The 12,041-nt window shown below is 61.0% G+C and carries 15 protein-coding genes; 11 read left to right on the top strand and 4 right to left on the bottom strand.

Annotation, left to right across the window (positions count from 1 at the left end):
- Positions 1-36 precede the first annotated feature (36 nt).
- The gene (locus AF337_RS22985; RefSeq protein WP_049733956.1) at positions 37-906 is read left to right on the top strand and encodes a 23S rRNA (adenine(2030)-N(6))-methyltransferase RlmJ; all 870 of its coding nucleotides are present in this window, start codon (positions 37-39) and stop codon (positions 904-906) included.
- Positions 907-1,067: 161 nt separating this feature from the next.
- Positions 1,068-1,664 (top strand): glutathione S-transferase family protein, encoded by a 597-nt coding sequence (locus AF337_RS22980; RefSeq protein ID WP_049733955.1) that lies wholly within the window; start codon positions 1,068-1,070, stop codon positions 1,662-1,664.
- A 76-nt stretch (positions 1,665-1,740) separates the two neighbouring features.
- Here AF337_RS22980 and AF337_RS22975 read toward each other — a convergent pair whose 3' ends face one another.
- Positions 1,741-2,376, bottom strand: coding sequence for an outer membrane protein (locus AF337_RS22975; protein ID WP_049733954.1), 636 nt, complete (start codon positions 2,374-2,376; stop codon positions 1,741-1,743).
- A gap of 365 nt (positions 2,377-2,741) precedes the next feature.
- Between AF337_RS22975 and AF337_RS22970 the strand changes: the two genes are divergently transcribed.
- From AF337_RS22970 to AF337_RS22950, 5 genes are all read left to right on the top strand, one after another.
- On the top strand, positions 2,742-3,509 hold the full coding sequence (locus AF337_RS22970) for an SDR family oxidoreductase (RefSeq protein WP_049733953.1): 768 nt from the start codon (positions 2,742-2,744) through the stop codon (positions 3,507-3,509).
- Positions 3,506-5,548 carry an excinuclease ABC subunit UvrC gene (gene uvrC / locus AF337_RS22965; protein ID WP_049733952.1) on the top strand — a complete coding sequence of 681 codons (2,043 nt, stop codon included), beginning with the start codon at positions 3,506-3,508 and terminating at the stop codon, positions 5,546-5,548. The genes AF337_RS22970 and uvrC overlap by 4 nt, the downstream gene beginning before the upstream one ends.
- A 205-nt stretch (positions 5,549-5,753) precedes the next feature.
- On the top strand, positions 5,754-6,344 hold the full coding sequence (gene pgsA, locus AF337_RS22960; protein WP_003587473.1) for a CDP-diacylglycerol--glycerol-3-phosphate 3-phosphatidyltransferase: 591 nt from the start codon (positions 5,754-5,756) through the stop codon (positions 6,342-6,344).
- A complete protein-coding gene (gene moaD, locus AF337_RS22955; RefSeq protein ID WP_009992132.1) occupies positions 6,341-6,595 on the top strand; it encodes a molybdopterin converting factor subunit 1 in 255 nt (84 codons plus the stop codon). Before pgsA ends, moaD begins: the two co-directional genes overlap by 4 nt.
- 193 nt (positions 6,596-6,788) lie before the next feature.
- On the top strand, positions 6,789-7,253 hold the full coding sequence (locus AF337_RS22950) for a molybdenum cofactor biosynthesis protein MoaE (RefSeq protein WP_049733951.1): 465 nt from the start codon (positions 6,789-6,791) through the stop codon (positions 7,251-7,253).
- On the opposite strand, the gene AF337_RS22945 is transcribed toward AF337_RS22950, so the two are convergent.
- Positions 7,250-8,146, bottom strand: a complete 897-nt coding sequence (locus tag AF337_RS22945; protein ID WP_049733950.1) for a branched-chain amino acid ABC transporter permease — start codon at positions 8,144-8,146, stop codon at positions 7,250-7,252. The genes AF337_RS22950 and AF337_RS22945 overlap by 4 nt on opposite strands.
- A gap of 65 nt (positions 8,147-8,211) precedes the next feature.
- On the opposite strand from AF337_RS22945, the gene AF337_RS22940 reads away from it, so the two are divergent.
- Positions 8,212-8,823 (top strand): CGNR zinc finger domain-containing protein, encoded by a 612-nt coding sequence (locus tag AF337_RS22940; RefSeq protein ID WP_049733949.1) that lies wholly within the window; start codon positions 8,212-8,214, stop codon positions 8,821-8,823.
- On the top strand, positions 8,753-9,256 hold the full coding sequence (locus tag AF337_RS22935; RefSeq protein WP_049733948.1) for a hypothetical protein: 504 nt from the start codon (positions 8,753-8,755) through the stop codon (positions 9,254-9,256). Before AF337_RS22940 ends, AF337_RS22935 begins: the two co-directional genes overlap by 71 nt.
- 85 nt (positions 9,257-9,341) lie before the next feature.
- On the opposite strand, the gene ndk is transcribed toward AF337_RS22935, so the two are convergent.
- Entirely contained in the window at positions 9,342-9,764 is a 423-nt protein-coding gene (gene ndk, locus AF337_RS22930; protein WP_003574140.1) for a nucleoside-diphosphate kinase, read from the bottom strand.
- Positions 9,765-10,247: 483 nt separating this feature from the next.
- Here ndk and AF337_RS42485 point away from each other — a divergent pair, with 483 nt between their 5' ends.
- Positions 10,248-10,547, top strand: coding sequence for a hypothetical protein (locus AF337_RS42485; protein ID WP_128146108.1), 300 nt, complete (start codon positions 10,248-10,250; stop codon positions 10,545-10,547).
- Positions 10,548-10,614: 67 nt separating this feature from the next.
- Here the strand turns inward: AF337_RS42485 and AF337_RS22925 are convergent, their stop codons facing one another.
- Positions 10,615-11,304 carry a glutathione S-transferase family protein gene (locus AF337_RS22925; protein WP_049733947.1) on the bottom strand — a complete coding sequence of 230 codons (690 nt, stop codon included), beginning with the start codon at positions 11,302-11,304 and terminating at the stop codon, positions 10,615-10,617.
- A gap of 138 nt (positions 11,305-11,442) precedes the next feature.
- Here AF337_RS22925 and AF337_RS22920 point away from each other — a divergent pair, with 138 nt between their 5' ends.
- The gene (locus AF337_RS22920) at positions 11,443-11,952 is read left to right on the top strand and encodes a DinB family protein (RefSeq protein WP_049733946.1); all 510 of its coding nucleotides are present in this window, start codon (positions 11,443-11,445) and stop codon (positions 11,950-11,952) included.
- Positions 11,953-12,041 lie beyond the last annotated feature (89 nt).

Raw genomic sequence — 12,041 nt, 5'->3', positions numbered from 1 at the left:
TTCCCATGACGCGAATTCATACGGGCATCAGCGAAAATGAACTACCGCCACATCTATCATGCGGGCAATTTTGCCGATGTGCTGAAACATGCCGTGCTGGCGCGGCTGATCCGCTATATGCAGAAAAAGGATGGGGCGTTCCGGGTGCTCGACACGCATGCCGGCATCGGGCTCTACGACCTCTCCTCCGAGGAAGCGCAGAAAACCGGCGAATGGCTCGATGGCATCGGCAAGCTGATGGAGGCCGATCTCGGACCGCAGGTTTCCGAACTGCTGGAGCCCTACCTGACAGCCATCCGCGAACTCAATCCCGAGGGCGGTGTCCGCTGCTATCCCGGATCGCCGAAACTGGCGCGCCTGCTGTTCCGGCCGCAGGACCGGCTGTCGGCAATGGAGCTGCATCCCGAGGATTTTGTCAGGCTGCACCGGCTGTTCGAGGGCGATCACCATGCCCGCATCACCGAGCTCGACGGCTGGTTGGCGCTCGGCGCGCATCTGCCGCCGAAGGAGAAGCGCGGCATCGTGCTCGTCGATCCGCCTTTCGAGGAAGAGGACGAATATCAGCGTCTGGCCGAGGGGCTGGAAAAGGCCTATCGCCGTTTTCCCGGCGGTACCTATTGCCTGTGGTATCCGCTGAAAAAGGGCGCGCCGATCAAGGAATTCCACGAGAGGCTGCAGGCGCTCGACATTCCGAAGATGCTTTGCGCCGAACTTTCCGTTCGCAGCGACCGCGGCATCACCGGATTGACGGGCTCAGGCCTCGTCATCGTCAACCCGCCCTTCACCCTGAAGGACGAGTTGCACCAAATGCTGCCGGCGCTGAAGGACCATCTGGCGCAGGACCGTTTCGCCTCGCACCGGGCCTTCTGGCTGCGCGGCGAGACCAAGGCGGTCAAGGACGATTGACCCGTTAACTAGAGCGCCGCGCGTCCGACAGAACGCGCTAAGGACGCTCTAGAATCCTTGGATTGCGCATAATCCTTTCCGAAAATCGATTCCGATTTTCGGGGTTATGCGCTAGCGTCGGGAATAGTCCGCCGCAGTTTCACAAACTCATCAGGTATCCCATGAAGCTCCTTTGGTCGCCGCCCTCCCCCTATTCCAGCAAGGTGCGGATGGCCGCGCATTTCCTGGACATCGAGTTGAACGCCATCCGGGTCGACACCAATACCGCGCCGGCGATGCTGGTGGAGAACAATCCGCTCGGCAAGATCCCGACGCTGCTGACCGATGACGACGCCTCGGTCTTCGACAGCGTGGCGATCATGCATTTCTTCGACCGGCTGGCGAAGGGCAAGCTCTATCCTTCGAAGAAGGGCAAACGCACGGATGCGGACGTCCTGGAATCGCTCTGCGACGGCATCTGCGATTGCCTGCTGGCGATCATGTATGAGCGGCGTTTTCGCGATGAGGAAAAGATCCATCAGCCCTGGATCGACCGGCAGTGGAAGAAGGTGATGAGCGGGCTTGCGCATCTCAGCGCCAAGCCGCCGAAACTGGGCAAGAAACTCAACGGCGGGCATTTCGCCCTGGCCGCCACGCTCGGCTATCTCGATCTGCGCTTCAAGGGCCAGTGGGAAGCCGATCATGCGCCGCTGATCGACTGGTTGCGGCAGTTCGAAAAGAAATTCCCCGCCTATCAGGAACTCAAGACCCAGGCCTGAGCGCCTGGCAACGACAAGCAAGCAGCAAAAAGCCGGGCGACGTGCCCGGCTTTTCCATGCTTGGATAATTCTGTTCTTAGAACTTGACGCCGATACCGAGCTTGACGCTGTTCTCGTCGTAACCGCGCGAGAAGCTGCCGGAGTCGAGGTCGTAATCCTTGCTCTGGTAGTCGGTGTAGCGATATTCCAGGCGCGTCGTGATGTTGTTGGTCACGAAGGCTTCGACACCGGCGCCGACCGTATAGCCGTAGTTCGTCTTGCTTTCGTCCGAAGTGCCGTCGGAAACCTTGACGTTGCCGAGGGCAAGACCGGCCGTGCCGTAGAGCAGGAAGGGGTTCATGTCGTAGCCGACGCGGCCACGGACGGAGCCGTTCCAGCCATACTTGTTCTTGACGCCGCCCGAGGAAACGTCGTCGCCGCTGTAGCCGAGATCGGATTCAACGCCGTAAACGATCTGGCCCTGCTGCCAGTTGTAGCCGGTGAAGACCTGGCCGCCGAAACCATAGGTGTGGCGGTCGGAACCGAAGTCACCCATGTTGTAGGTGCCGGCGCCGCCGAGGTAAAAACCTTCCCAGCTGCCGGCCGGCTTGACCGGAGCGTCCTGGGCGACCGGTGCTTCCGGAACCTGGTCGACGGCATCGGCCGCCTGAGCTGCCGAGACGCCCGCAATTGCAAAAACGGAGGCCATGAGGCCAGCAATGAGTACACGCATACTTAGTCTCCTTTCAGTCCCGCTTCGCTTGCCATCTGTCTATCAGTGAAGCATTGGCGGGATATTGCCAGATGTCCCTTCCGGATCGAGACTGAAATTGGAACTCAAATGCGGATTTGAAAGAGCCAAATTGTGATATCATTGTGGCTGCCACATGGCCGAAATTCGATGTTGCTTCGAAGCAACATACAATTCATTAACCTTACTGAAGGGTTAAACTGAAAATACTTAATTTAAGAAATCGCATTCTTAAATAATACATAGAATATCCCGCCCTTGGATGCAACCGCAATGGCCTATTTATATAATCTCCGCCCGCCCCTATATAGTCGGCAGACAGACTCGCGGGATTAGAAGGCAGGATTTTGAACCACAAAAGACTTCGCTCGGCCCTTGTAACAGGGGCTGCTAAAAGAATAGGCCGGGCAATCGCCGAAGACCTTGCTGCAAATGGCTTTTCCGTTGCGATCCACGCGAACGGCTCCCTCCGTGAAGCCGAAGAGTTGGCGGCGGAATTGCGGCAGAAGGGATTTCGGGCGATCGCGCTCAAGGCCGACCTTACCGATATCGGCGCAACCGGCGAGCTCGTGAAAAGAGCGTCGGAAGCTCTCGGGCCGATCGACCTGCTCGTCAACAACGCCTCTATTTTTCACCAGGATTCGGCCCGCAGTTTCGATGCACAGGCATGGTCGCAGCATTTCGACATCCATGTGCGGGCGCCGTCGATCCTTGCCGCAGCCTTTGCCGAACAACTGCCCGATGATGCGACCGGGCTGATCGTCAACATCATCGACCAGCGGGTCTGGGCGCTCAATCCCGGCTTCTATTCCTACACGCTTTCGAAGGCCGCACTCTGGACGGCGACGCAGACGATGGCGCAGAGCTTCGCGCCGAAGCTGCGCGTCAACGCCATCGGCCCCGGTCCGACGGTGCGCAGCGCGCGGCAATCGGAAGAGGACTTCCAGGCTCAGATCGACGGGCTTATCATGAAAGCGGGGCCGGGATTCGGCGAGTTCGGACAGACGATTCGCTTTCTCTTCGACACGCCCTCGATCACCGGCCAGATGATTGCCCTCGACGGCGGCCAGCACCTCGCCTGGCAGACGCCCGATGTGGCGGAGATTACGGAATGAACGGACGAAAGCTGCCGGATGGCGGCGTTCTCTACGACGATACGGATGAGAGCGAAGACGAGATCGAGGTGGAAGGCGACGTTTCCGCCGCTGCGCCGCTTGCGGCTGCGGTCGACTGGAACGCCGGCAGCCTCAACGAGACGGGACTCATCGGCGCCGAACTGATCGGTGAATTCGTCAAGCGGCTGCCGAACAGCCCCGGCGTCTACCGCATGTTCAATGCCGAAGGCGACGTGCTCTATGTCGGCAAGGCGCGGAGCCTGAAGAAACGCGTCGGCAATTACGCCGTCGGCCGGGTGCATTCCAACCGCATCGCCCAGATGGTGCGCCAGACGGCGAACATGGAATTCGTGACGACGCGCACGGAAACCGAAGCGCTGCTGCTGGAAGCGAATCTGATCAAGCGCTTGCGGCCGCGCTTTAACGTGCTGCTGCGCGACGACAAGTCCTTTCCCTATATTCTCATCACCGGGGATCACCGGGCGCCGGCCATTTTCAAGCATCGCGGCGCGCGGGCCAGAAAGGGCGATTATTTCGGACCCTTCGCTTCGGCCGGTGCGGTCGGGCGCACGATCAATTCGCTGCAGCGCGCCTTCTTGATCCGCACCTGCACCGACAGCGTCTTCGAAACGCGCACGCGACCCTGTCTGCTCTACCAGATCAAGCGCTGTTCGGGGCCGTGCACCCACGAGGTCAGCGACGGGGGATACAGCGAACTGGTGCAGGAGGCGAAGGACTTCCTCTCCGGCAAGAGCCAGAAGGTGAAGTCGCATATGGCCGAGGCGATGAACCAGGCGGCCGAGGATCTCGACTTCGAGCGGGCGGCGATCTATCGCGACCGCCTGGCGGCACTTTCGCATGTGCAGAGCCATCAGGGCATCAATCCGGCCGGCGTCGAGGAGGCTGACGTTTTCGCCATCCATCATGAAGGCGGCGTCTCCTGCATTCAGGTGTTCTTCTTCCGCACCGGCCAGAACTGGGGCAACCGCGCCTATTTCCCCAAGGCCGATCCGCAGCTTTCCGGCGCCGAAGTGCTGAATGCCTTCCTCGCGCAATTCTACGACGACAAGCCGGTGCCGAAGCAGATCATGCTGTCGGAAACGATCGAGGAAATGGAACTGCTCGCAGCAGCCCTCGGCGAAAAGGCCGGCCACAAGGTTTCGATCCTGGTGCCGCAGCGCGGCGAGAAGCGCGATCTGGTCGACCATGTCGTCGGCAATGCCCGCGAGGCGCATGGGCGCAAGCTTGCCGAGACCGCGTCGCAGTCGCGGCTGCTCGAAGGTTTCAAGGACACGTTCGGGCTTGCCTACGCGCCGCAGCGCATCGAGATCTACGACAACTCCCATATCATGGGCACCAATGCCGTCGGCGGCATGGTGGTCGCGGGGCCGGAAGGTTTCGTCAAGAACCAGTACCGCAAGTTCAACATCAAATCGACCGACATCACGCCCGGCGACGACTTCGGCATGATGAAGGAGGTGATGACGCGGCGCTTCTCGCGGCTGATCAAGGAGGAAGGCATTCCCGACCGGACGGCGCAGGCAGCCGCTGCCGACGCCGCCGATATGCCGTTCCCGGCCTGGCCGGATGTGATCCTCATCGACGGCGGCCAGGGGCAGATGACCGCGGTGCGCGCCATCCTGACCGAGCTCGGCATCACCGACAGCGTGACGGCGATCGGCATCGCCAAGGGTGTCGACCGCGATGCGGGGCGCGAGCGCTTCTTCCCGCCGGGACGCGAGAGTTTCACCCTGCCGCCGCGCGATCCGGTGCTCTATTTCGTCCAGCGCATGCGCGACGAGGCGCATCGTTTCGCCATCGGCTCGCACCGGGCCCGGCGCAAGAAGGAGATGGTCAAGAACCCACTCGACGAGATCGGCGGCATCGGCCCATCGCGCAAGCGCGCGCTGCTTCAGCATTTCGGCACGGCGAAAGCGGTTTCGCGCGCCGCACTCTCCGATTTGATGGCGGTGGAAGGCATTTCGGAAGCCGTCGCCAGGCAGGTCTACAACCATTTCCACGACGACGCCGCGAAATAACCGGCGTCCGTCGCAAATTCCACGCAAAGGCAGTGAAAAGACAGAAACAATGTTGACGGTCCGCGGTCAAAGCCGTCATCTACCGCATCGGCCCGAAAATCGGACTCGATTATCAGGAAAGTACGATGCGTCGGTTCAAAGTGTTACAGCGTCCTGAAAAGACGCGCGGCGCTGTAGCGGTGCATCCATTCAGAGAAACGATCCCATGGCATCGCGTGCGTACAGCATCCCCAACCTTCTGACCTACGGCCGCATCCTGGCCGTGCCGCTGATCGTTCTCTGCTTCTTCATCGAAGGCAGGCTTTCGATCAGCAACACGGCGCGCTGGGTGGCGCTGTGGATCTTCGTCATTGCCTCGATCACCGACTTCCTCGACGGCTATCTCGCGCGCATCTGGAACCAGACATCGAATATCGGCCGCATGCTCGATCCGATCGCCGACAAGCTGCTGGTCGCCTCGATCCTGCTCCTGGTCGCAGCCGACCAGACCATCGCCGGCTGGTCGATCTGGGCAGCGATCACCATTCTCTGCCGCGAGATCCTGGTGTCCGGCCTGCGCGAATATCTGGCGGCGCTGAAGGTCAGCGTGCCGGTGACGCGGATCGCCAAGTGGAAGACGACGCTGCAGCTCGTTGCCATCGCCTTCCTGCTCGCGGGACCCGCCGGCGACGAGATTTTCCCCTATACGACGCAGACCGGCATCGCGCTGCTGTGGATCGCCGCACTGCTGACCATCTATACCGGCTATGATTATTTCCGCGCCGGGCTGAAACATATCGTGGACGACGAAGAATGACGCGGCTTGTCTATTTCGCATGGGTGCGCGAACGCATCGGCAAGGGTGAGGAGGAGATCGACCTTCCCTCCTCCGTCGTCACCGTTGCGGATCTTCTGAATCATTTGAAGACGCTGGGCGAAGAATATGAGGCCGCACTTCAATATCCCGAGGTAATCAGGGTGGCGCTCGACATGGAGCATGTCGAGCATGACGAGCCGATTTCGGGCGCGCGGGAGATTGGGATTTTTCCGCCGATGACGGGGGGGTGAGCGAGATGAGGTCGGGCGCGGCATGTTCCCCCTTCTCCCCTCGGGGAGAAGGTGCCCGAAGGGCGGATGAGGGGGCCGCCGGGAACAAGGCTGCCCTTCGCTTGCGCTCAGTGCGTTCGCGGCTTTTGCCGCTCACCCCCCTCATCTGTCCTTCGGACATCTTCTCCCCGCTGGGGAGAAGGGGGAGGTTGCATTGACCCTCCCCCCCACGATCCGCGTCCAGCACGAGGATTTCGACCTGCAGGCCGAGGTAGACCTGCTCTCCAAAGGCAAGCCCGGCGTCGGCGCCGTCGTCACCTTCTCCGGCCTCTGCCGCGATGACGAAGGCACGCTTGATGCCCTCGAGCTCGAACATTACCCCGGCATGGCCGAAGCCGAGATGACCCGGATCGGCGAACTCGCCATTGCCCGTTTCGGGCTGCTCGGGCTGACCGCCATCCATCGTTACGGCAAGATCGCGGTGGGTGAGAATATCGTGCTCGTCGTCGCGGCCGCGCCGCACCGGCAGGCAGCGTTCGACGGTGCCAACTTCGTCATGGATTTCCTGAAAACCGCGGCGCCCTTCTGGAAGAAGGAGCACGGCAAGGACGGCGCCGCCGGTGACTGGGTCGCGGCGAAAGACGCCGACGATGCGGCCCGCGACAAGTGGAAAAGCTAAAGAACCACGCGCTCCCTGCGGCTCATGACCAGCAACAGGACGAGCAGCGAGAAGATGACGAGATCGCGCCAGACGAAGGGGCCATAGGCGCCCCAGAGGGTTTCGACCACGGCGAGCCCGGCAGCACCGCCGGCTGAGCGCAGCGGGTCGGAATAGCCGCCGACGGCTGATATCAGTAGCACCTTCAGCCCGAACATCAGGCCGGCGCCGAAATCCATCGAGCCGTAATAGAAGGTGGCGAGGATGCCGCAGATGGCGGCGACGAGGGCGGCTGCCGCATAAGCGACGAGAAAAACGCGGTCGGCGCTGGTGCCGCAGAGTTCGGCGGCCAGCGGATCGTCGGTGACGGCGCGCCAGATGCGGCCCCAGGCCGTGCGCCTGAGGATCAGCGCACCCACGGCGACCATGGCTGCCATCAGTACCGTGTCGATCAGCTGGATATAAGTCAGCGTCACCTTGAACGGGCCGTCGCTCCAGAAGACGACCGCGCCGTTCAGGAACGGCGGCAGCCAGATGGCGCGGGTATCGGCGGCAAGCCGGGCAGTTTCCATCAGCACGATCATGATACCGAGGGCTGCGACGATCAGCGTATTCGGCGATTTGCTGACCAGCGGCAGCATGATCGAGCGGCCGATCCACAGGCCCGCTGCCAGCGAATAGACGATCGCAGCGCCGGCGCCGACGGCAAGGGCAGCCGGCAGCACCAGCCAGAAGCGGTTGAAGGCAAGCTCGGTGAAGAGCAGCAGGATCTGGCCGGAGAAGGCGAAGATCGCTCCATAGGTGATGTCGGCCCGCTTCGTCACCCCGAAGGCGACGGCATAGCCGAAGGCGAGAGCGGCATAAAGGGCCGCAAGCGGAACCGCATTCGCCAGCTGCTGCAGAAGGTAGGCCATTCCATGCACTCCGCTTCAGCAAAATTATAACTGGTAAAACCTATTTCACCAGTTATAATTTCATTATGAGCTTTTCCTGGACCCCTCACCGCTTTGCCGGCGGCGCACTGGCGCTCGATGTCGCCAACAGCGTCGTCCTGCGCGACGATGCAACGCGGCGGATCGACCGCTTCGCGGTCCGGGACCAGATGCGGGACTTTCCGCGCGCCGCTGCCGAATTCTGCGCCGAACGGGCTCTCTTCGGCGATATCGCGCCGGTGGCGGCGGAAAACGAAACGGATTTCATCGCGCTGCGGGAAGCAACCGACCGCTATTTCCGCCAGCGTATACTGGATGGCGGCGACGACCAATTGCTGGCCGGGCTTCTCGACGCGCTGGCAAAGGTGCTGCGCGAGGCAGGCCCCGGCAGCCTGGCCGCCGCGACCGCCCATTCGGTGCTGCGGCTGATCGCCATGCCGGATCCGGAGCGGATGAAGATCTGCAGCAATTGCGGCTGGCTGTTCATCGACCGCAGCAAGAACAGAAGCCGCGCCTGGTGCGACATGGCGGTCTGCGGCAACCGCGCCAAGGCGAACCGGCACTACCGCCGCAAGAAGGAGGAATTCCATGAGGAAACATCTGATCCTGACGGCAGCAACAATCGGCCTGCTGCTGTCAGCCTGCCAGCGCCAGGCTGAAAACCTGGTCGAGGTCACCGGCCATCTCTTCGTCTTCAACTATCGGGTGGCGAGCGCCACCTATCTGCTGACGCTGAAGAAGACCGGTCCCATTCCCGACGGTTCTCTCATCATCGCCGAATTCGAAAATCCTCAAGGCGGCGCGCCGCTGGTGCTGAACCAGAAGATCTATCCGATCGACAACAAGATCGCACTGCAGAGCGAAAACCTGCATTGCGTGCGCAAGGACCGGCCCTATTCCGTCAGTGTACGGCTGGTCGACAAGGACGGCAAGGTGCTGCAGGAATTGAAGACCGAATTCCGCTCCGACCTCGATCAGACCGTGCTGCCGAGCAAGCCGCTCGTCGTCGGCGCGCTTTACGACAAGAATCCTGAGGTCTTCAAGCCTGACGGCAGCGTCGATTTCTCGAACACCGACAAGTGCCCGGCATAGATGTCAGGCATAGAAAAAGCCGGGGCGAGGCCCCGGCTTTCGAGAGTCAATTCAAGGCATTGCGAGCCAATGCCGAAGCGTGGCCTCAGCCGACGACTTCGGTATCGGAGAACCAGTACTTGATTTCCTGGGCAGCCGTCTCAGGAGCATCCGAACCGTGAACGGAATTTTCGCCGATCGACAGGGCGTGAACCTTGCGGATCGTGCCTTCGTCGGCGTTTGCCGGGTTGGTCGCGCCCATGATCTCGCGGTTCTTGAGGATGGCGCCTTCGCCTTCCAGAACCTGAACGACGGTCGGGCCGGAGGTCATGCCTTCGACGAGTTCGCCGAAGAAGGGACGATCCTTGTGAACGGCGTAGAAGCCTTCGGCTTCGCGGCGGCTCATCCAGACGCGCTTGGAGGCGACGACGCGCAGGCCGGCATCTTCGAGCATCTTGGTGATGGCGCCCGTCAGGTTGCGCTTGGTTGCATCCGGCTTGATCATCGAGAAGGTGCGTTCAATCGCCATAGTCAAATCCTCTGTTTTCTCGGGAAAAGTGGGCGGTCTTTACCCGCCCCAACGCCCGAAAACAAGGGGTCGGCGGCAATTTCACGCCGCTGTCACAGTCCGGCGCGGGTTTGGCGACGATCGAGACATCTTGTAGCTGTAGCGCGCAAATTCGAATGACACTTCGCGCAAGATCGAATGGCAACAGAAACTGCCGCGCCCTGAGGGTTATGTAAGGGCGGTGCCGAACTTCCGCTAAAAGCGAATGCAGCCTCAGATAACCTCATATTCCAGCCAGGCATTCGCTGAAAGACCCGCTGTCGAAATCATTTTCTTCTTAGGTTGCTGGATACAACTAATGGCCTCTAGGACAGTGTGAAGCAAGGTTTAACCTGGCTGACCATTTTTGGTCTCTTTCCATGACCAACGTTACCTGCGATTTACGAGCATTTCACAAGCTGTTACTCGGTGCGCTGGGGTTGCGAGGTGCTTGGGGGGCGAAAAGTGTCGTATTCGCAGGAAATCGATAAGCTTCTGACTGCTATTGCTGCAGAAGGAGGCCGTGTTACTGGTATCGGTCTTGCAGATGATGACGTCGTCAAAGCGGCAGCAGATCTCGGATTGATAGATGTTGCCACCGGCGATGCGTGGACCCTCGTCGATACCGTATCGCTCACGCCTCGGCAGCGCTTGGAAATGGGCCTGCCGCCCATCGTTCGAAAGCCTTCCATTTTCGCTTCGGCAGCAAACGCGATCGTATCGTTGGTAGGCCGTGTCTTCGGAAAACCTAGCCCGCTACGCTAACTCCCAGATCCGCGTTGATGATGTGGCGGCACCTGAACGTCAATTAAACACAGCCACCGCAGCAATTTCACGCCGCTGTCATAGTCCGGCCGCGGCTTTCATGGAGATCGAGGCAGCGTTCGAACCAGGCCAGGACGGGATCGTCGGCTGCCAGCATGGCGAGACCGGTGCAGACGCGCAGCCATTGCAGCGCGCCGAAGACGATATAATCGGCAAAGAGCGGTGTCTGCCCGCCGATGAAGGGCTGAAATTTCAGCATGTGCCGGAGCGGCTCCAGCTTGGCGCCGAAGGCGACCTTCTCCGCCTCGCTGTCGGCAGCAACGGCGTCAAACGATTTGCCGAGACGAGCTTCCCGGCTTTGGCGGAAATAGGCCTTGTCCCCTTCGTCGAGGATCGCATGGATGTCGAGAAGGGCAATGCGGGTGATCGCCGGATGGATGATCATCTGCGAATAGCCCTCGACCAGGCGCGACAGCGCCTTGCCGCCCTCGCCGCCAAACAGCGACGGCCGCTCGGGATAGGCCTCTTCCAGATAGAGGGCGATGGCGAAACTGTCGGGGATCAGCCGGCCGTTGTCGTCGAGCACGGGCAGAGTCGGCGAGACACCGCCGCCGATTTCGCCGATGCGGGCGTAGGTCGTCGGAATCTCCTCGAAAGCGAGCCCCTTATGCGCCAGCGCCATCACCGCCTTCCAGCAATGGGGCGAGAAGAGGTGCTGCTTGTCGGCGCCGCACAGGGAATAGAGGGCTCTGGTCATGGCAGTCCTTTCGAGATCGAAGCGCTGCGCATTCCACGACAGAAAACGGCTGCGATCAAATCAGGAAATTTCATGGCCCCATCACTCGGATTTCTCGGGAAACTGGCTAGACTGCCGCAATCACGACAGGGGGACCGAATGCTCCGACATTACAGGATGTTTGCCGCCTATAACCGCTGGGCCAACGCCCAGATCTACGCTGCGGCGGCCGAGCTCAGCGACGCCGAATTCCGCAGCGACCGCGGCGCCTTTTTCGGGTCACTGCACCGCACGCTCAATCATCTGCTCGTCGCCGACCGGATATGGATGAAGCGCTTCACCGGCACCGGCGAGGCGCCGGCGACACTGGATGCCGTTCTCTATGAAGAACTGGATGCGCTTGCCGTGGCACGCAGCGCGGAGGACGAGCGGATCATTGCCTGGACGGGCATGCTTGACGAGGCAAGCCTTGCCGCCGACTTCACCTATGTGCCGGTGACGCAGCCGATCGAAATCACCCAGCCATTGCAGCCGGCGCTTGCGCATCTCTTCAACCACCAGACCCATCATCGCGGCCAGTGCCACATGACGCTGACGGCGCTCGGCAAGCCGAGCCTCAGCCTCGATCTCATCTATTTCCTGCGCAGCGAGGGCCGCGAGTGGATGTGAGGCAGCCTGCGTCATCAAGACCGCATTAACCGCCTTTGCCGGTTTCGCCGCGAATCCAGGGCTTTCCGCCCCAAAATTCAACCTCTTTT

The organism is Rhizobium ecuadorense (assembly GCF_001187535.1).
GTDB classification, from domain to species: Bacteria; Pseudomonadota; Alphaproteobacteria; order Rhizobiales; family Rhizobiaceae; genus Rhizobium; species Rhizobium ecuadorense.
The sequence above is the reverse complement of the archived record's forward strand: the minus strand, read 5'-3'. Positions and strand labels throughout refer to the sequence as shown.

Coding starts and splice junctions, on each gene's coding strand:
- AF337_RS22985 (WP_049733956.1), top strand. CDS start 37: ATGAACTACCGCCACATCTATCATGCGGGCAATTTTGCCGATGTGCTG.
- AF337_RS22980 (WP_049733955.1), top strand. CDS start 1,068: ATGAAGCTCCTTTGGTCGCCGCCCTCCCCCTATTCCAGCAAGGTGCGG.
- AF337_RS22975 (WP_049733954.1), bottom strand. CDS start 2,376: ATGCGTGTACTCATTGCTGGCCTCATGGCCTCCGTTTTTGCAATTGCG.
- uvrC (WP_049733952.1), top strand. CDS start 3,506: ATGAACGGACGAAAGCTGCCGGATGGCGGCGTTCTCTACGACGATACG.
- pgsA (WP_003587473.1), top strand. CDS start 5,754: ATGGCATCGCGTGCGTACAGCATCCCCAACCTTCTGACCTACGGCCGC.
- moaD (WP_009992132.1), top strand. CDS start 6,341: ATGACGCGGCTTGTCTATTTCGCATGGGTGCGCGAACGCATCGGCAAG.
- AF337_RS22945 (WP_049733950.1), bottom strand. CDS start 8,146: ATGGCCTACCTTCTGCAGCAGCTGGCGAATGCGGTTCCGCTTGCGGCC.
- AF337_RS22940 (WP_049733949.1), top strand. CDS start 8,212: ATGAGCTTTTCCTGGACCCCTCACCGCTTTGCCGGCGGCGCACTGGCG.
- AF337_RS22935 (WP_049733948.1), top strand. CDS start 8,753: ATGAGGAAACATCTGATCCTGACGGCAGCAACAATCGGCCTGCTGCTG.
- ndk (WP_003574140.1), bottom strand. CDS start 9,764: ATGGCGATTGAACGCACCTTCTCGATGATCAAGCCGGATGCAACCAAG.
- AF337_RS22925 (WP_049733947.1), bottom strand. CDS start 11,304: ATGACCAGAGCCCTCTATTCCCTGTGCGGCGCCGACAAGCAGCACCTC.
- AF337_RS22920 (WP_049733946.1), top strand. CDS start 11,443: ATGCTCCGACATTACAGGATGTTTGCCGCCTATAACCGCTGGGCCAAC.